Consider the following 17,733-nt stretch of genomic DNA (forward strand, 5'->3'; position numbering starts at 1 on the left):
CCCTCAAACCAATTAGTTAAGGAACAACCTGTCAGACCAAAATTATCGCGACAAATACCGTTTAAGTCCGGCGACTATATCACCAAGGTATGCTTTTTCCTTGCCGCTACGGAAAGCTTGGGCTTTCCGTCGCTAAAATTCCTGCAACAGCGCCGCCGGAACATCATAACCCCAATCTTTATATTTGCTGGCAATGACATGGGCCATCAACGCGACGCCGGGCGAACGATCGCTGACGCGGTAACTCATGATGATCGGCGTGCTGGCGGGCTCCACCAAATCGCGATAAACAATATCATGACTACGGGCGCGCTGGACGGATTCCGGCACAATGGATATCCCCTCCTCTGCCGCCACCAATCCGATGGCGATTTGCAGTTCGCGCACCTCATGCGCCACCTTGGGCTCGCTGCCATGATCGCGAAACACCGCCAAAACCTGATCAGCATAACTTGGCCGTGGACTGCTGGGGTATAGGATTAGCGGATATTCGGCCAACTCATTCAGCGATATCGGCCCCACACGTTGCGTCAACACATGTGCGGCGGGCAGCGCGACCATCATTTTTTCACGGCGCAAAATGATACGGCGCACAGCCGGATCTTCAAAGCGAATGCGACCAAAGCCAATGTCAATCCGCCCCTCCTTCAGCGCGGAGATTTGATCAAGCGTCGAACTTTCGACCAGAACCAATTCCAAGCTTTCGTCCAATTTGCGATAAGCGCGAATTAATTCGGGCAAGCGGGCATAGATGGTCGACGCGACAAATCCGATCACCAAGCGTCGCCGGCCCATGGATGCGGTGGCCCTGACCATCGCCTCCACATCTTCCATGCGCGCCAACATTTGCAAGGCCTGCCCATGCAGCAAGCGCCCAACGGACGTTAAGCGAAAAGGCCGCTCGGACCGATCAATTAACTCTGCCCCCAAATGGGCCTCCAATTGCTGCATCGCACGGGACAAAGGCGGCTGGGCGATATGCAATCGCTCTGCCGCGCGATTGAAATTCCCTTCCTCTGCTACCGCCACAAAATAGCGCAAAAGCCGCAGATCAATCATGACATATACCTTCTAAGTATGGACAACTTACCGCATTGATCTTTGCGGGGCAGAGAATCATCCACTAGCTTCAACATGAACTTACAAGTATTTCTTAACATAGTTGGGAGCCTGGACGCGATGGTCTCTTTGCGAAGAGTTGATACCTTTATCGTCGATATTCCAACCATTCGGCCGCATGTACTGGCTATGGCCACGATGCATTATCAGTCGATGGTGATCGTAAAATTGACGGACTCTGATGGCATAATAGGCTTTGGCGAAGGCACCACCATTGGCGGCTTAAGCTATGGGCCCGAAAGCCCCGAAAGCATCAAAAACGCTATCGACACCTATATTCTGCCAGTGCTCGAAAGCTGTGACATTTCGCAAGTTGGCGCGACCATGGCGAAAATCGCACAATCTGTACGCGGCAATCATTTTGCCAAATGCGCGGTGGAAACAGCCTTGCTGGATTTGGCCGGAAAACGCCTTGGCGTTCCCATTTCGCAGTTGATCGGCGGCGGCGCGGTGCGCGATACCCTGCCTGTGGCATGGACCTTGGCCAGCGGCGACACGGCCCGCGACATTGCCGAAGGCGAAGAAATGCTGGATCGGCGCCGCCACCGCATCTTCAAACTGAAAATTGGCAAACGCGATGTGCGCGATGATGTCGCTCATGTCAGCGCCATTTGCAAAGCCTTGGGTGATCGGGCCAGTGTGCGCGTCGACGTCAACCAAAATTGGACCGAAGAACAGGCCAAGCTGGGCATGTCCATGCTGCATGATGTCGGCTGCGACTTGGTCGAACAACCTATCGCTGGTGACAATATCGAAGCGATGGCCCGCCTGACCCAACAACAGCTTATCCCGCTGATGGCCGACGAAGCACTACATGGTCCGCGCAGCGCTTTTCATATTGCATCCGCCCATGCGGCTGGTGTTTTCGCCCTCAAAATCGCGCAATCTGGCGGTTTGTTCGCCACCGCAGAGGTCGCCGCTATTGGCCATGCAGCAGGCATTGGCATGTATGGCGGCACCATGTTGGAAGGCAGCGTGGGCACCGCAGCGTCGGCGCAGCTTTTTGCCACCTTGCCGCATTTAGCATGGGGAACCGAATTATTTGGTCCGTTGCTGCAAACCGACGACATTCTGAGTGAGCCTTTGCAATATGTAGATTTCTCGCTGGTCATTCCGCAAGGAGCAGGCCTTGGCGTCACCCTCGACGACGACAAGATCGCGCATTTCCGTCGCGATTCTACTGCTCCCACCACCCACCTTGTAACTGAGAAGGCATAAGTCATGCTGTTCATGGTTGAAATGGACGTCAACATTCCATTGGATTTTGATGCCGCCGAAGCGGCCCGCATCAAAGCGGCCGAAAAAGCCTATTTCCAAGAATTGCAGGCCGCCGGCACATGGCGTCATATCTGGCGCAAAGTGGGCCTATATTCCAACGTCTCGATCTTTGACGTGGAAAGCAACACCGCGCTGCACGATCTGTTGATGGGCCTGCCGCTCTATCCATTCATGACGATGAAGATCACGCCTTTGTGCCGCCATCCATCGTCTGCGCATGCCGATGATCGCTAAGGCCACAAGCCTTCTCCCTCTAATCGCTGAATATTATAAGTTTTAGGAGAGTGTCCGTGGACATTAATTTCGTAAAATCTGAACCGATCCAAACCTTGCTGGACCGTGCAGCAGGCGTGAACGACAGCCAAGGCGATGTTCGCCTAAAGGCCATAATGCGCGACCTGACGGAATCCATCATGACCACCATCGTCAAATATGATGTGACCGAAAATGAATTTTGGAATGCCATTAAATATTTTGTTGATGGCATCGACGAAATCGGCCTGATCATCCCCGGCGTTGGCCTTGAGCATTTCATGGACCTTTATATGGATGCCAAGGATGCCGAAGCTGGCCTGACGGGCGGCACCCCGCGCACCATCGAAGGCCCGCTCTATGTTGCCGGGGCCCCCTTGGTCGAAGGCAATGTGAATCTGACGGTTGATCCCGACGAAGGTGCCCAAGTGCTGCATATGCAAGGCACCGTTACCGGCCCCGATGGCGAAGCGGTGAAAAACGCCATCGTCCATGTATGGCATGCCAACAGCAAGGGCTGGTACTCGCATTTTGACCCGACGACGGAACAAACGCCGTTCAACAATCGCCGCCGCATCAAGCTGGGCGATGATGGCCATTATGCATTCCACAGCAAGCAACCAAGCGGCTATAGCGTCCCTCCCGGCGGAGCGACCGACCGTTTGATGCAGGCCATTGGCCGTCACGGCAACCGTCCCGCGCATGTGCACTTCTTCATCGAAGCACCAGGCTATCGCACGCTGACAACGCAGATCAATTTTGGCGATGATCCGTTCGCCAAGGATGATTTTGCCTTTGGGACCCGCGAAGGTTTGCTGCCTGTGCCCAATCGCCAAGGCGACACGGCCTATATCGCCTTTGATTTCCAGATGCAGCGTGCAGCCGGCGCCGATGACGAACATTTCTCGGTTCGCCGCCGTGCCGAAGTCGACACACCCAGCGCCTAAGCGCCGCGCTTAATATAGGATTGCCTGATATGTATGCCGATCTGATCCACCGGGTGGAAACCGCCGTCGAAGACGATCCCAACAGCGGCGTTTTCCGTTGCCGCCGTGATGTGTTCACCGATCCCAAATTGTTCGAAATGGAGATGAAATATATCTTCGAGAGCAATTGGGTGTATCTGGCCCATGAAAGCCAGATTGAAAAAAAGAATGATTTTTTCAACACATGGATCGGCCATACGCCAGTAATCCTATCGCGCGGCAAGGATGATGTGCTGCAATGCGTGGTCAATGCTTGCGCGCATCGCGGCGCAAAGCTGTGCCGCCGCAAGCGTGGCAATCTGCCGCTGTTCGTTTGCCCCTTCCACGGCTGGAGCTTCAAGACCGACGGCACGCTGCTCCGCGCCAAGGATGTCAGCACCGGTGCCTATCCCGATAGCTTTAACAAAGATGGTTCGCACGACCTGACCCGCGTACGGGTCGAAAGCTATCGCGGTTTCATCTTTGGCTCGCTCAACCATGACGTTGCCCCATTGGTCGACCATCTGGGCGAAACCAAGGTGATTATCGACCAAATGGTCGACCAAGCCCCCGAAGGTCTTGAGGTTCTGACCGGCAATTCCACCTACACCTTCCACGGAAATTGGAAGATGCAGATGGAAAATGGCTGCGATGGCTATCATGTCAGCAGCGTGCACGAAAATTACCAATCGACCATGGGACGCCGCGCCGAAGGCGGCACCAAGGCAGTGGACGCCAATGGTTGGTCCAAGGCCCCTGCCAGCGGCGTTTATGGTTTTGAAAACGGCCATATCCTGCTGTGGACACAGGTGCTGAACCCTGAAGTACGCCCCATTTGGAACCGCAAGGATGCGCTGACCGAACAATTGGGCGCGGACAACGCAAAGTTCATTTTGGAACAGACCCGCAATTTGGCGCTTTATCCCAATGTGTTCTTGATGGATCAATTTTCGACGCAAATCCGCGTTGTGCGTCCGATCGATGTGAACACCACCGAAGTGACCATCTATTGCTATGCACCCAAGGGCGAAAGCGCCGAAGATCGCGCCCATCGCATTCGCCAATATGAAGATTTCTTCAACGTTACCGGCATGGGCACGCCTGATGATTTGGAAGAATTCCGCAGCTGCCAATCCGCCTATGAAGGCGCAGGCCAATTGTGGAACGATCTGTCGCGCGGTGCGCAGCGCTGGATTCACGGCCCTGATGCCAATGCTACCGCCATGGGCATGAACCCGCTGTTGTCCAGCGAACGCAGCGAAGATGAAGGACTGTTCGTTACCCAGCATGAATATTGGGCCGCCACCATCGCGGCTGGCCTGAAAGTCGAAGCGGAAACGATCACGCAATTGGAGGCAGCAGAATGACCCTTCTGGCGCAAAGCACCACCGGCCCTGCGGCCCAGCCTAGCCTCAACGACTATCGCCAGATTTGCGAATTTCTCTTTCGGGAATCGCGCCTGCTCGATGATCGTGATCTAGACGAATGGCTCGCCTGCTATGATGATCAGGTGGAATATTGGGTGCCTGCATGGACGGATGATGATGAACTCACCACTGATCCGCAGCGGGAAATCTCGCTCATCTATTATGCCAATCGTCGCGGATTGGAAGATCGTGTCTATCGCCTGAAGACCGAGCGTAGCTCGGCCAGCACACCCGAAGCGCGCACCAGCCACTTCCTCGCGAATATCGAGGTGCTGGCCGCGCGGGATGGCGAAGTGGATGTCCGCTATAATTGGCAAACGCTCAGCCACCGCTATCAAAAGACGCAGCAATTTTTCGGCACCGCGTTCGTGACGCTGAAAGAAAGCGATGTGGGCTTTGTCATCACCAAAAAGAAAATCGTCTTGAAGGATGACTACATCCACCAAGTCGTTGATATTTACCATCTCTGAGGGTTGATCCGATGATCTTTGCAGGGCGGTTTGCCAATAAAATCATGGTTATCACGGGCGCGGCCCAAGGCATTGGTGCGGGCGTTGCACGCCGTGCTGCCGCCGAAGGGGCAAGCCTTTTGTTGGTGGACCGTTCTGACCTTGTCAAAGAGGTGGCGGCAGAGATTATCGCAGCGGGCGGCACCGCCCAATCCCATATGTGCGACCTTGAAAGCTATGATGGCGCAGCCTCGGCCATTCAGGCCGCGCGCGATGTTTATGACCGTGTGGATATTTTGATCAACAATGTCGGCGGTGCCATTCGGATGCGCCCCTATGCGGCCTTTGAACCAGCGCAAATTGACGCCGAAATTCGCCGCTCCCTGATGCCGACCCTTTATTGCTGCCACGCGGTGCTGGATGTCATGCTGGCCCAAGGCGGCGGCACCATTGTGAACCTGTCGTCCAACGCCACACGCGGCATTCGCCGGGTGCCCTATTCCGCGGCAAAGGGCGGCGTAAACGGCCTGACGCAAGCCTTGGCGATGGAATATGCCGAACATAATATTCGCGTTGTCGCCACCGCCCCCGGCGGCACCAGCGCGCCGCAGCGCCGCGTTCCCCGCAACGCCGAAGGCGACAATGCGCAAGAACAAGCATGGATGGCAGAGGCCGTAGAACAGGTCACTGGGTCCGCTTTCATGAAACGCTACGGAAGTCTGGAAGAACAAATCGCCCCCATTTTGTTCCTCGCTTCCGACGAAGCCAGCTATATCACGGGCAGCACTTTGCCAGTTGCTGGCGGCGATATTGGCTGATCGGGCAAAGGAAATAATATGAGCAAGATTTTTGATAGCCCCAAGGCTGCATTGGACGGCCTGTTATTTGACGGCATGACCATCATGTCGGGCGGTTTCGGCCTGTCGGGCAATCCCGAAAGCTTGATCCCTGAAATCAAGGCATCGGGCGTGCGCGATTTGACCGTCATTTCCAACAATGCCGGCGCCGAAGGCTTTGGTCTGTGGATGTTGCTGCAAACCCGCCAGATCAAGAAAATGATCGCGTCCTATGTGGGCGAAAACAAGCTGTTCGAAACACAATATCTGTCAGGCGAGCTGGAATTGGAACTGACCCCGCAAGGCACGCTGGCCGAACGCATTCGCGCAGGCGGCGCTGGCATTCCCGCATTTTACACCAAGACCGGCGTCGGCACGGTGGTGGCCGAAGGAAAGCCAACCGATATTTTCGACGGCGAAGAATATGTGCGCGAAAATTGGCTGCGTGCCGATTTGTCGATTATCAAAGCATGGCGTGCGGACAGCGAGGGCAATTTGATGTTCCGCAACACCGCCCGCAACTTCAACCCCAACATGGCCACCGCTGGCAAATTCACCGTAGTCGAGGTCGAAGAAATTGTGCCGGATGGCAGCTTTGATCCCAACAATATCCACACCCCCGGAATCTTTGTGGATCGCATCGTGAAATGCACCCTCAATGAAAAGCGCATCGAAAAGCTGACCACGCGCGAACGCCCCATAAGCACCGCATCTTATGCGGATAAGGAGACAGCATAATGGCTTGGACCCGCGACGAAATGGCCGCCCGCGCAGCCCAAGAATTGCGCGATGGCTTTTATGTGAATCTGGGGATCGGCATTCCCACTTTGGTCGCCAATCATGTGCCCCAAGGCATGAAGGTGACGCTGCAAAGTGAAAATGGAATGTTGGGCATTGGCCCCTTCCCTTATGCTGGCGAAGAAGATCCCGATCTGATCAACGCTGGCAAGCAGACCATCACGGCCCTGCCAACCTCCAGCTTCTTTTCCAGCGCCGATAGTTTTGCGATGATCCGTGGCGGCCATATCGACATGGCCGTACTGGGCGCGATGGAAGTGGCCGCCAATGGCGACCTCGCAAATTGGACCGTGCCCGGCAAAATGGTCAAGGGCATGGGCGGAGCGATGGATTTGGTCGCTGGTGTAAAGCGCGTGGTTGTGGTCATGGACCATGTCTCCAAAAGCGGCACGCCCAAGATTTTGGACAAATGCAGCCTGCCGCTAACCGGCAAAGCCTGTGTCGATTTGATTATCACCGATTTGGCGGTGATCGCCGTCGACCGCAAAAATGGCGGCCTGACCCTTGTGGAATTGGCCCCAGACGTCACGGTCCAAGAGGTGATCGACAAAACCGGCGCGAAACTCGCCGTGCTAGATTTGGTATAACCAGTTTGCCGTGGGGTCATGCTCGCCCCAAACCCCACGGCACACCCATATTGCTTCGGCGCCCCATTTGCGCGCGCCTATGCGCAGCCCATAAAATGGCGCCAGCGATGTCTATTTGGGCCGATTTTTTAACGGAGCTTTTCTCCCATGCCTTTTACCGCTCGCCCCAACGCCAATATTTACTGGAAACATGACGGCCCCGATGGTGCCCCTGCCCTGATCCTGCTGAACAGCATCGGCACCGATATGGATTTATGGGATGCGATGCTGCCTTATTTGCGCCCGCATTTGCAATTGCTGCGCATCGACACACGTGGCCATGGCGCGAGCGACTGCGTAACAGGCGACATCCAGCTTTCCGATTTGGCGCAAGATATATTGGCCGTTGCCGATGCTGCTGGACTATCGCAATTTGCCATCGCGGGCGTATCACTGGGCGGCATGATCGCGATGGAGGCCGCGCTAAGCGCTCCTGACCGGTTGACGGCGCTATTTCCCATTTGCACATCCGCCACCATGGACAGCGCGTCATGGGACAATCGCGTCGCAACCGTGCGCCGCGATGGCATGGCCGCTATTGCCGATTTGGCAATGGGGCGCTTTTTATCCGATCAAGCCGAACCCGCGATCACCCAAGCGGTGCGCCGTCAATTGCTGGCCATGAATGCCGAAGGCTATGCCGCGTGCGGCACCGCCATTCGCGATATGGACCTGTCGCACCGCATTCAAAATATTGCGACGCCGACCTTGGTCATCAGCGGAACCCTCGACACCAGCACCCCCTATGAAGGTCACGCCGACTATCTGGTCGCGACCATCCCCAACGCCCAGCATCAAGCCCTAGAGGCGGCGCATCTTGCGCCCCTAGAAGCACCAGAAGCGCTGGCGCAATCCATCCTCCAATTTATGAAAGCGGCTTAATCATGACAGACGCCTTTATTTGCGACGCCGTTCGCACGCCCATTGGCAAGTTGAACGGCTCGCTTTCAACCGTTCGCGCCGATGATCTTGCCGCTTTGCCTATCAAGGCGTTGATGGAACGCCATAGCGCGATCGATTGGGCTGCCCTTGATGACGTTATCTTGGGCTGTGCGAACCAAGCTGGCGAAGACAATCGCAACGTCGCCCGCATGGCGGTTTTGCTGGCCGGCCTTCCGGAAACCGTGCCCGCCACCACGGTTAACCGCTTATGTGCCTCTGGCCTGAATGCGGTCGGCATCGCTGCCCAAGCCATTCGCAGCGGCGACGCAGATTTCCTGATCGCTGGCGGCGCAGAAAGCATGACCCGCGCCCCTTATGTGCTGGGCAAGGCTGGCAGCCCCTTTGGCCGTGACCAAAAAATCGAAGACACCACGCTGGGCTGGCGTTTTATCAACCCAGCGATGAAGGCGGCTTATGGCGTGGATAGCATGCCGCAAACTGCCGAAAATGTTGCCACGCAATGGAAGGTCAGCCGCGAAGACCAAGATATTTTCGCGCTCGCCAGCCAAGAAAAAGCACAGCGCGCCCAAGAGACGGGCCGCTTTAATGCCGAAATCATTTCCGTCACCTTGCCCCAGCGCAAGGGCGACCCGATCCTCTTTACCCGCGACGAACATTTGCGCGCCACCAGCCTAGACGCGCTGGCCAAGCTCAAGCCGGTGGTCAAGGCTGATGGCAGCATCACGGCGGGCAATGCCTCGGGCCTCAATGATGGCGCTGCCGCTATGGTGATCGCATCCGAAAGCGCGGCGACCCGCCACGGCCTGACGCCCCGCGCGCGTATCATCGGCATGGCCGCCGCTGGCGTTGCTCCGCGCATCATGGGGGTTGGCCCCATCGAGGCCGCACGCAAATTGCTGGCGCGCACGGGTCTGACCATGGCGCAAATGGATGTGATCGAACTTAACGAAGCCTTTGCTGCACAGGCCATTGCTTGCTTGCGCGATTTGGATGTCGACCCCGCCGACCCCCGCGTCAACCCCAATGGCGGCGCGATTGCCTTGGGTCATCCGCTGGGCATGTCCGGCGCACGCATCGCCATGTCCGCCGCCGAAGAATTGCACCGCACACAGGGCCGTTATGCGCTGGTCTTTTTGTGCATCGGTGTGGGTCAAGGTTTGGCCGTGATTTTGGAACGGGTATAATCATCATGACCGAAACATCCGCCGACCACGCTGATGTGGTGATTGTTGGCGCGGGACATGGCGGCGCACAGGCCGCTGCCGCCCTGCGGCAAAATGGCTTTTCCGGCAGCATTTTGGTGATCGGCCGCGAAGCCGATTATCCCTATGAACGCCCGCCGCTGTCCAAAGAATATTTTGCCCGCGAAAAGCCATTTGAACGGCTCTATATTCGCCCTATTTCCTTTTGGGCCGAACGCGACATTCCGTTTCGCCTGAACAGCGAAGTTGTTGCCGTTGACGCAAAGGCCAAATCCCTAACCCTCGCCGATGGTGCCACCATTTCCTATGGGGACCTGATATGGGCCACGGGCGGGGACCCCCGCCGCCTGATGTCCGAAGGCTCGGACCTCGGCGGCCTCTATCCTGTCCGCACGCGCGCAGACTGTGATGCCTTAATGGCGGCAGTGGATGCTGGCGCGCAAAATTTCGTCATCATCGGCGGCGGATATATTGGCCTTGAAGCGGCGGCCGTGCTGCGCAAAATGGGGCTGAGCGTTACCCTGCTCGAAGCGATGCCGCGTTTGCTCGCCCGCGTTGCGGGGGCTCCCTTGTCCGATTATTACCGCGTTTTACATGGCGACAACGGCGTATCCATTCGCACCGACGCGATGGTCGCTGGCATCGAAGGCGACAATGGCCATGTCCGCGCCGTGCGCCTGTCCAATGGTGACATTCTGGCCGCCGATGCCGTGATTGTTGGCATTGGCATCAACCCCGCCGTCGCGCCGCTGCTGGCGGCTGGTGCCGCAGGCGACAATGGCGTGGACGTCGATGCCTATTGCCGTACCAGCCTGCCCAACATCTATGCCATTGGCGATTGTGCGGCTTTTTCCTGCGCCTTTGCCGATGGACAGAAATTGCGCGTAGAATCCGTGCAAAATGCCAATGACATGGGGACTTGCGCTGCAAAAAACATCTGCGGTCAGCCAACCGAATATCACGCGACGCCGTGGTTCTGGTCCGACCAATATGGGCTGAAATTACAGACGGTGGGGCTGAACATCGGCTATGATGACACCATCGTGCGCGGTGAACCCGACAGCGGCTCTTTCAGCGTCATCTACCTCAAGGACGGACAAATATTGGCGCTGGATTGTGTGAACCGTGTCAAAGATTATGTCCAAGGCCGAAAATTGGTCGAAGCCAAATCGCGCCCCAACAAAGCCAAGCTGGCCGACCCATCTATTGCGCTCAAAGACCTACTATAACCTTGGTCAACCCATAACACAGCTAAGAATTGAAACCCAATGGCGTCGGCTAGGCTCCCCAAGCCTAGCCGACGCCGCAATATTGCCTGTCAGCATCAATGGGTAGTATTTCACATGTGATTTCAGACCAATATGCGCCGCAACGTCATGACATGAGGCGAGCGTAGGCCGACCCATTCTTATCCGCTCGCGGTCATCCACAGCCCATTACAGTTCCCCAATCGGCTCCCCATCCCGCCGAGCCTGATCAGGGGCAAGCTGGCGACTATATAGCCAGCCAATCCCAATCAGGCTGAATCCCAAGACGATGAAGGACGCAATTCGGGCCAAGCCTTCCAGCCCAGACGCATCGAACAAAAAGACTTTGCCGACCGCGCCAATCATCAAAATCAGCGACGCAATGCGCCAATCATGCGCCTGTCGGCGAATACCCCATAATAAAAATCCAATCGCCAAAGCCACCAACAGCACCGAACGCAAAATATTTTCCGGCCCCGTCACGCCGCTTTGCGTCAACAAACTGCCGTGGAAAATTTGGCGCAAAACAGACCATGCAAAACCGCTCACCAACAACATGGTGATAATTTGCCCTGCCCGTTCCACTTTCAACCATGGCCATGGGTTCATTCGGACCAATTGCCAGACACCCCAGCCTGCCAGCCCATAAAGCGGCAAGAGCAGATTAACGAGCGGCCAAACCCCCACCGCTTGGTCCGCCCACAATGGATTGTGCAAAACAAGACTGTAGAATAATGAATAGACCGTCGCCGCCGCCGTGGCGGCCATCGCCGCAGCGACGTGCCCGCGCCGATACAGCCACCAACCAACCGCCATAACTAGCCCGCTCCAGATCATACGCTGCAACACGCCGCTGGTCACGAATTCGTCGCCCATCACGGACAAGAATATCCAACGATAACAAATATGAAGCGCCATACTGCCCATCACGCCAGCCAGCGCCATCGCGCCAATACGGTTAATCCACGCCAAGCGATCCCCACAATAAACCAGCGCAGCCGCATAAACTGCGGACGGCAGCAACAGGATTTGCACGGCATCACCCAAGCTCAGGGGTATAGCCCGAATGTCAAACGGCACAGCAACCAGCGACGATGCCGCCTCGCCGCCCCATGCGGAAATGGATTTTGATGCCCACGCTAGGTTGATCAATGCAAAAACCAGGGCCGCCGTCATCAGCCTTTCGGGCCGATATCGGCGGCTGCTCACTAGCAAGGCAGCGCCGCCAAGGGCGCATAGCAAGGCGATGAATGGCGCGGGAACCACCTCAGAACAGGTGAAATACAAGCCTGCCGCCGCTATAATTTGCCCAACGCGGCTGACAGCCATAGTCCCCGCCCGCAGCATCAACAACAAGCCTGCCGCAGCCAATGCGCCCCAACGCAGCATCGACTGGAGCATATGGCCATTGCCCGCATAAAATGGACCGGACGCGGTCATGCTGTCCGCCTGCGTGGCCAACAGTCCAGCAAGCGCCATGATCAGGAATATGCCGCTCACCCGCTCTGTTCGCGGATCCCGCGCTAGGCTCGCAAATATCATGACGCCCGCTGCCACCAAGGCCATCACCAAAGGCAGCATCCAAAGCGGCGTCAGCACGCCCATCGCCAACGCGGCCAAAAGGCCCGCTGTGCCAGTGATGACCGCAAAACGCGCATCATGATGCCGTTCGTCGACCGCCCAGCCGCGCCATAAAGCGACGCCCATCAGCCCGGCTCCGCCCATTGCCAGCAAGGCCAATCCCGCATCGCTGATGGCGTCGAACTGCATCTTGCTTAGCAAAGGAATGGACAGACCGATCAAACAATATTCAACGGTGGAACGCCATCCTTCGCCCACTGTCCACAGCCTTGCGACCAGCGGAACCGCATGAAGCATCAGCAATGCGCCGCCAATGATCGCAAACCAAAACGGGCTGGGGTCAGGCCATAGGGGCGACAGCAACGCCCAAGACAAGAGCAGGCTGATACTGCCAATGATCGACAGGCTGCGGTCGCGCCATATCAGCCATTGCCCCGCGGCCGCGATCAGCACGAAAAAACTCCAATGCAGCAAAGAGAAACCGCCCGCTGTCACGAACAGTCCCAATTGCAATGCGCCGATGCCCGCAGCCACCACCTGCACAGCGGCCGAACGCGGCCCGTGATAGGCAAACATCGGGAATGCCACCGCCAACAGGAGAATGAACAAACCAACAGACACACTGCTCATCATGTCCAGCGCCGTGCCGGCCGCGATAATCCACAGCCCCCAGCCCATCCCGCCAACCAGCGCAGCGAGCGCCAGCCAAGGCCACATTTTGCCCCGCGAAACACCCGCCAGCCCCGCGATCGTCACAGCCAAATATAGGGTGAGGATTGGAATATTATCTTCCAACGAACCGACCAAAGCAGGCGCGGACAGGCCTGCAATCAGGCTGAGGATCGCCGTGGGCAAGCCGAACCGCATGGCCAGCCCCATGGCCGACGCCGTTACAATCGCCAGCAAGATGAACGCCGCGCCTTGCCCAATTAGGCCATAGACATTCGCCGCGACCAAAATCGCTGTATATAGGGTGGAAATGCCCGCCCCCGACAAGGCTTGTGCAATGCGGGGATCACGAACTTTATCATCATTGCGCCACGCATATTCCGCCGCACCAATCAAGCCTGCGCCAAAAATTGCGCCGACAAATATCTGAACCGTTGGCGTAAAAATTTGGGCAAAAAATCCTGCATCAATCGCATAGCGTACGATCAACAGACCCGCGATAGCCAAGGTCAAACCGCCCGCCCATATCGGCAAAGTGCGCCCGAAAAGATTCTCAAATCGATTAACGAGGGGCTGCGCGGGCGCTGCATCACCATGTTTGGCGGCAGTTTTTGCCGCCAATGGCGGCGCGGTTGGCGCAGGGGCGATTTGCTCTTCCGATGCGCCGACAACAGGCGGCAGGCTTGTCGCCGCCGCAACAGCAGTTGGCGCGTCAGCCAAGGAAGGCGGATCGCTAGGCTGCACACCGCTATCAGAAGGTGCCTCGGGTATAGAAGCTTGATCAACCGAGATTTTCGCCGCCACATTATGGGACCACGGCCTTGCCATACTCCTTGTCGGTCGGCTTTGGGCAGTCAACCGGTCCGCCACCTCTTTTTCAAGCTGGGCCAAGCGGCGCGAGAGAGTTTGAAGATTTTTCTCGCTGGCTTTCAGTCTCATCCAAAGATTTCTGAATGCAAAGAGCATCGCCATGACGACAAGAAATACGAACCAATCCAACCGGCCTATCCCTCTACAAATATCTCATGTGACTGATATCGCGCCCCAATGACCACAGGATGGTACAGCACATCATCAGAACAGCAAGCATTCACCAGCACCGCACAGCATCGAGACGCTCAGATGATGATATCGAACCAATGCTGCGAACAAGATATTGGCTTGAAAGGAAAGCAAGGAAACAAGGAAGCAAGACCCAATCCAACTACGGACACACGCCATCCCACGGGCAGCCTGCGACCCCAGCACACCCCGCCGCGTGAGAAATTGTTGGAGATTGCGACCAACAGCTTTGAGGATGACAGGACACACATTGTTGACGAGTGCTGTGACCCAATTCGCGCTGTCCAAAGGCGTGGGTGTGAACAGTCGCTTTTTCCAAAACCGTTGGTTCGGCGAATGGGAACCCGCCGATCGTCAGCATGCCCTAAGGCGAGACATTCCTACAACATCTTCCGGCGATTGAAAGTTAAGATGGAGGCGTCGTTACTGATCCCAGCCACGACGCCCATATATCCTATATATGAGGACTTCACGTGCCAAGCAGACTCAGGTCAGCAGCTTAGCAGGCGGATCCGCCAATCGCCTTGCCGAGCTTGCCCCCCAACAAACCGCCAACCGCGCGGCCAGTCGCACAGGGCGTGCCAATTGCAACAGAGCTCGGTGCGGTAGCGGCAGAACCAGGCGCCACACGTTCGTTGATGCTTTGCGAAGCACCGGGTGCACCAAACAGCTGCTTGTACAATTCGCTATAGTCATCGTCTGGACTTTGGGTCGGTGCCTTGCCCTGCGTCGCGGTATAGATATTGTTCCAATCGCGCTTTGCTGCGCTGCTGACCTGAATAGCGCTCAACCGCTGATAATTTGATACGCACCAGACGCCCCATTCAACCAATTCGCTGGCATTGCATGCACTGGCCCCCTTCCAGCGGGCGGCCGGCGCTTCGGCATATTCGCTTGAGCAGACCATTTTATAGCTGTGATAGCCGGCCGGACAGCGATCGCGAATATCGCGCTTATTGATTTTATTGGCGGCCGCATATTCAGGCACCGTGACAAAGCCCCTGACGCACCACTCGGTACCATTGACACCATATCCTTCCATGCACGAACCGCGATAGCGATAGGCCATTGGCGACTGGCCGTTCGATTGCGGATAGCAATGCTTAAGCGCGGGTCGGCCTGACGTGCCATTGCCTTCCATCCAGCCGGTCGGACAAACAGTGGCGCCCTCCATCGGCATCACACGGCTATTGGTCGGGCCGGACTGTGCGGCGGCCGGCATTATAGTGAACGCGCCGACAACGATGAATGCGAGGCCCCCAATTTTCTTGATCATGTGCAAAGCTCCAGATTGCGGCCGCGATAACAAGCATTTGCCGCACGGTTGAACTGGTGCTGATCTAGGAGCCCAGTTGGACCGAAATCCATGCCATAGATGTGGGGGCTTGCTACTTGAGGCAGCTATGGATCACTCCCCCCAATGTGCTGGCATAAACGACCGAGGGATTGGGGGCATCCTGGATTTCCTTTTCCAACTGCTCGGCTTTGGCCGACATCTTGCGGGCAGAACAGCTGCACAAGTCGGTTGCGGACTGTCCCGTGCGCTGCAACCGCTGGTTCACGATTTGTGAAGTAAATCCGGGGATCAGCGTCGCATCATCCACGAACATACGACACATCTCGTAACCGCTTTCATCAACCGCCAACCGCGTGTCGGCAGGGACATAGTCGGGCAGATCCCCGTCCAGATTATAAGGGTCGGTTGGACTATCCATATCGACCAGATCACCGTCCATGGCATTACAGGTTTCAAGGGCATCTGTGATCTTGGCCGTCATTGCCGCGGCCTCCGCATCGCCGGTCGCTGAAAATAGGCCAAAGCGATCATCGGGATCATCGGCAAAGATGCTGCCGACGCAGTGGCAGAAAGCATCGCGTTGCAAATGCCCCGCTGCAAGCCGTTCCCGATAATAACGCGGATGGAACCCCTCACCCAATGTGCCGTCCAGCATCTGCGTACAGATTTTAACACCCATGGCGTGGAAGGGATCAGAGTTTTGCTCACTCCCCTTGCTCGGTGTCGCCAATGTTAGGGCCAGAGTCAGGACGGCGGCAAAGGCCATGGCAAACAAGACGGCGCGCTGCATAATGTCTGTCCCTGTTCAGGCGGCGCCAGTGACGACGGGCGTTGGGGCGCGCTTATTGCGCCACCAGATCGCGCTATAGACCGCGCCACCGATGATCGCGAACAGCATGATCGAGAGGATTGGGCGGTAGAAGAGCCAGGCCACCGCGATAGTGACCGTTCCCAGCGCTAGGCCGACGACCGTGGCGATGAAGCCGGTACCCATGCGAATGATCGATCCCATCAACGGGACGACATCGCCGATCACGCCGAGCGGGCCGAGGAGCATCTTGAGCCCCGTAATGACCAAGACGAAACCTATCCCGCGAAACAGCCAGGCCAGCGTCTTGTTTCTCGCCTTATCCTGAGCAAACATCTGGTCCGCCGACGCCGTGCCGGTGCGCACCATTAGAATCGGCGAGCCCGACTTGGTGGGATAGGGTTGCAGCGCAGCCGAAGTCTGTGCCGCTACGATGCTGATCGTCGTTGCCTGCGGTACTGTCGTATAGGAAATGCGCATATCGCCAATCTTAGGATCGGCGGGGTTATCGCCAATATAGAGCCCGCCCTCAGCCGCGATCACAGGGCGCGACAAGGCCTTAGCCGCAGCCTCGACCTGCTGGGGAAGTAGCGAGAGCGGCTGATCGGCTGTCAGCCTATTGATCACCTTATCATCGATCGCGAACGCACCGACCGTGCCCCGTTCTGCGCGGAATTCGGCATTCCTTAGCGTCGGCGTCGGGTTCTGGTGTTCGGCGGCCTGTTGAAAGCCCGAACTATCCTGTGGCACGTCGCTCCATTGGCGATCATAACTGTAGGTGGTGATGGTTTCCTCACCGCCACCCAGCTTGGTGCGGGTCTCTTGCTTGCGAGCCTCATGCCATTGATAATATTCGACCTTACGGGCAAGGATTAGCGCATCCGAACCGATCCCAATTGTGCTGTCCTGCCGCATGTCTTTGGCCTGTACCGGTGCAGTAAGATAGATCAGGCGGCCTTCATTCGCAGGGTCCACCCAGCTTGGGGATACCGGAACAACAGCGGCGGAACCCTCGTTGTTCTTGCGGATCCCGTCGACCGTGCGGCCCTCGTTCCAAAACAGGAAACCGAGAGCCGTCAAGATGATGACGATGCCGGTTGCGACGCCGCGAAACGCGGAGCCAAGCCGAGAAAACCAAGATGTGTGCGTGGTAATGGTGATAGGATCGGACATGAATACTCTCGAAATACGGGCATGGCGGGAACGCAGCGCGT

General features: G+C 56.9%; 16 protein-coding genes. 11 read left to right on the plus strand and 5 right to left on the minus strand.

Going from position 1 to position 17,733, the window contains the following annotated elements:
- Positions 1–132 precede the first annotated feature (132 nt).
- Positions 133–1,056, minus strand: a complete 924-nt coding sequence (locus LKO31_RS11460) for a LysR family transcriptional regulator (protein ID WP_227690736.1) — start codon at positions 1,054–1,056, stop codon at positions 133–135.
- A gap of 123 nt (positions 1,057–1,179) precedes the next feature.
- On the opposite strand from LKO31_RS11460, the gene LKO31_RS11465 reads away from it, so the two are divergent.
- The 11 genes from LKO31_RS11465 (at position 1,180) to LKO31_RS11515 (ending at position 11,084) form a co-directional block, all read left to right on the plus strand.
- Complete coding sequence (locus tag LKO31_RS11465; protein WP_227690701.1) at positions 1,180–2,337, plus strand: muconate/chloromuconate family cycloisomerase; 1,158 nt, start codon at positions 1,180–1,182, stop codon at positions 2,335–2,337.
- A 3-nt stretch (positions 2,338–2,340) separates the two neighbouring features.
- Positions 2,341–2,631, plus strand: coding sequence for a muconolactone Delta-isomerase (gene catC, locus LKO31_RS11470; RefSeq protein ID WP_227690702.1), 291 nt, complete (start codon positions 2,341–2,343; stop codon positions 2,629–2,631).
- Between the two features lie 56 nt (positions 2,632–2,687).
- The gene (locus LKO31_RS11475) at positions 2,688–3,596 is read left to right on the plus strand and encodes a dioxygenase family protein (RefSeq protein WP_227690703.1); all 909 of its coding nucleotides are present in this window, start codon (positions 2,688–2,690) and stop codon (positions 3,594–3,596) included.
- A 29-nt stretch (positions 3,597–3,625) separates the two neighbouring features.
- Complete coding sequence (locus LKO31_RS11480) at positions 3,626–4,981, plus strand: SRPBCC family protein (RefSeq protein WP_227690704.1); 1,356 nt, start codon at positions 3,626–3,628, stop codon at positions 4,979–4,981.
- On the plus strand, positions 4,978–5,511 hold the full coding sequence (gene benB / locus LKO31_RS11485; protein ID WP_227690705.1) for a benzoate 1,2-dioxygenase small subunit: 534 nt from the start codon (positions 4,978–4,980) through the stop codon (positions 5,509–5,511). The genes LKO31_RS11480 and benB overlap by 4 nt, the downstream gene beginning before the upstream one ends.
- A gap of 11 nt (positions 5,512–5,522) precedes the next feature.
- Complete coding sequence (benD, locus tag LKO31_RS11490) at positions 5,523–6,308, plus strand: benzoate diol dehydrogenase BenD (RefSeq protein WP_227690706.1); 786 nt, start codon at positions 5,523–5,525, stop codon at positions 6,306–6,308.
- A gap of 18 nt (positions 6,309–6,326) precedes the next feature.
- Entirely contained in the window at positions 6,327–7,064 is a 738-nt protein-coding gene (locus tag LKO31_RS11495) for a CoA transferase subunit A (protein ID WP_227690707.1), read from the plus strand.
- A complete protein-coding gene (locus LKO31_RS11500) occupies positions 7,064–7,711 on the plus strand; it encodes a 3-oxoacid CoA-transferase subunit B (protein ID WP_227690708.1) in 648 nt (215 codons plus the stop codon). The genes LKO31_RS11495 and LKO31_RS11500 overlap by 1 nt, the downstream gene beginning before the upstream one ends.
- 147 nt (positions 7,712–7,858) lie before the next feature.
- On the plus strand, positions 7,859–8,632 hold the full coding sequence (locus LKO31_RS11505) for an alpha/beta fold hydrolase (RefSeq protein WP_227690709.1): 774 nt from the start codon (positions 7,859–7,861) through the stop codon (positions 8,630–8,632).
- Positions 8,633–8,634: 2 nt separating this feature from the next.
- The gene (gene pcaF / locus LKO31_RS11510; RefSeq protein ID WP_227690710.1) at positions 8,635–9,837 is read left to right on the plus strand and encodes a 3-oxoadipyl-CoA thiolase; all 1,203 of its coding nucleotides are present in this window, start codon (positions 8,635–8,637) and stop codon (positions 9,835–9,837) included.
- Positions 9,838–9,842: 5 nt separating this feature from the next.
- Positions 9,843–11,084, plus strand: a complete 1,242-nt coding sequence (locus LKO31_RS11515; RefSeq protein ID WP_227690711.1) for an NAD(P)/FAD-dependent oxidoreductase — start codon at positions 9,843–9,845, stop codon at positions 11,082–11,084.
- A gap of 207 nt (positions 11,085–11,291) precedes the next feature.
- Here LKO31_RS11515 and LKO31_RS11520 read toward each other — a convergent pair whose 3' ends face one another.
- The 4 genes from LKO31_RS11520 to LKO31_RS11535 form a co-directional block, all read right to left on the minus strand.
- Entirely contained in the window at positions 11,292–14,291 is a 3,000-nt protein-coding gene (locus tag LKO31_RS11520; RefSeq protein WP_227690712.1) for a DUF2339 domain-containing protein, read from the minus strand.
- Positions 14,292–14,913: 622 nt separating this feature from the next.
- Positions 14,914–15,690 carry a hypothetical protein gene (locus tag LKO31_RS11525; RefSeq protein ID WP_227690713.1) on the minus strand — a complete coding sequence of 259 codons (777 nt, stop codon included), beginning with the start codon at positions 15,688–15,690 and terminating at the stop codon, positions 14,914–14,916.
- Between the two features lie 112 nt (positions 15,691–15,802).
- Entirely contained in the window at positions 15,803–16,501 is a 699-nt protein-coding gene (locus tag LKO31_RS11530) for a hypothetical protein (protein WP_227690714.1), read from the minus strand.
- A gap of 15 nt (positions 16,502–16,516) precedes the next feature.
- Positions 16,517–17,692: a TMEM43 family protein gene (locus tag LKO31_RS11535; RefSeq protein WP_227690715.1), complete on the minus strand. Its 1,176-nt coding sequence runs from the start codon at positions 17,690–17,692 to the stop codon at positions 16,517–16,519.
- Positions 17,693–17,733: the final 41 nt, after the last annotated feature.

This window comes from Sphingopyxis yananensis (assembly GCF_020687785.1).
In the GTDB taxonomy this organism is placed as follows: domain Bacteria; phylum Pseudomonadota; class Alphaproteobacteria; order Sphingomonadales; family Sphingomonadaceae; genus Sphingopyxis; species Sphingopyxis yananensis.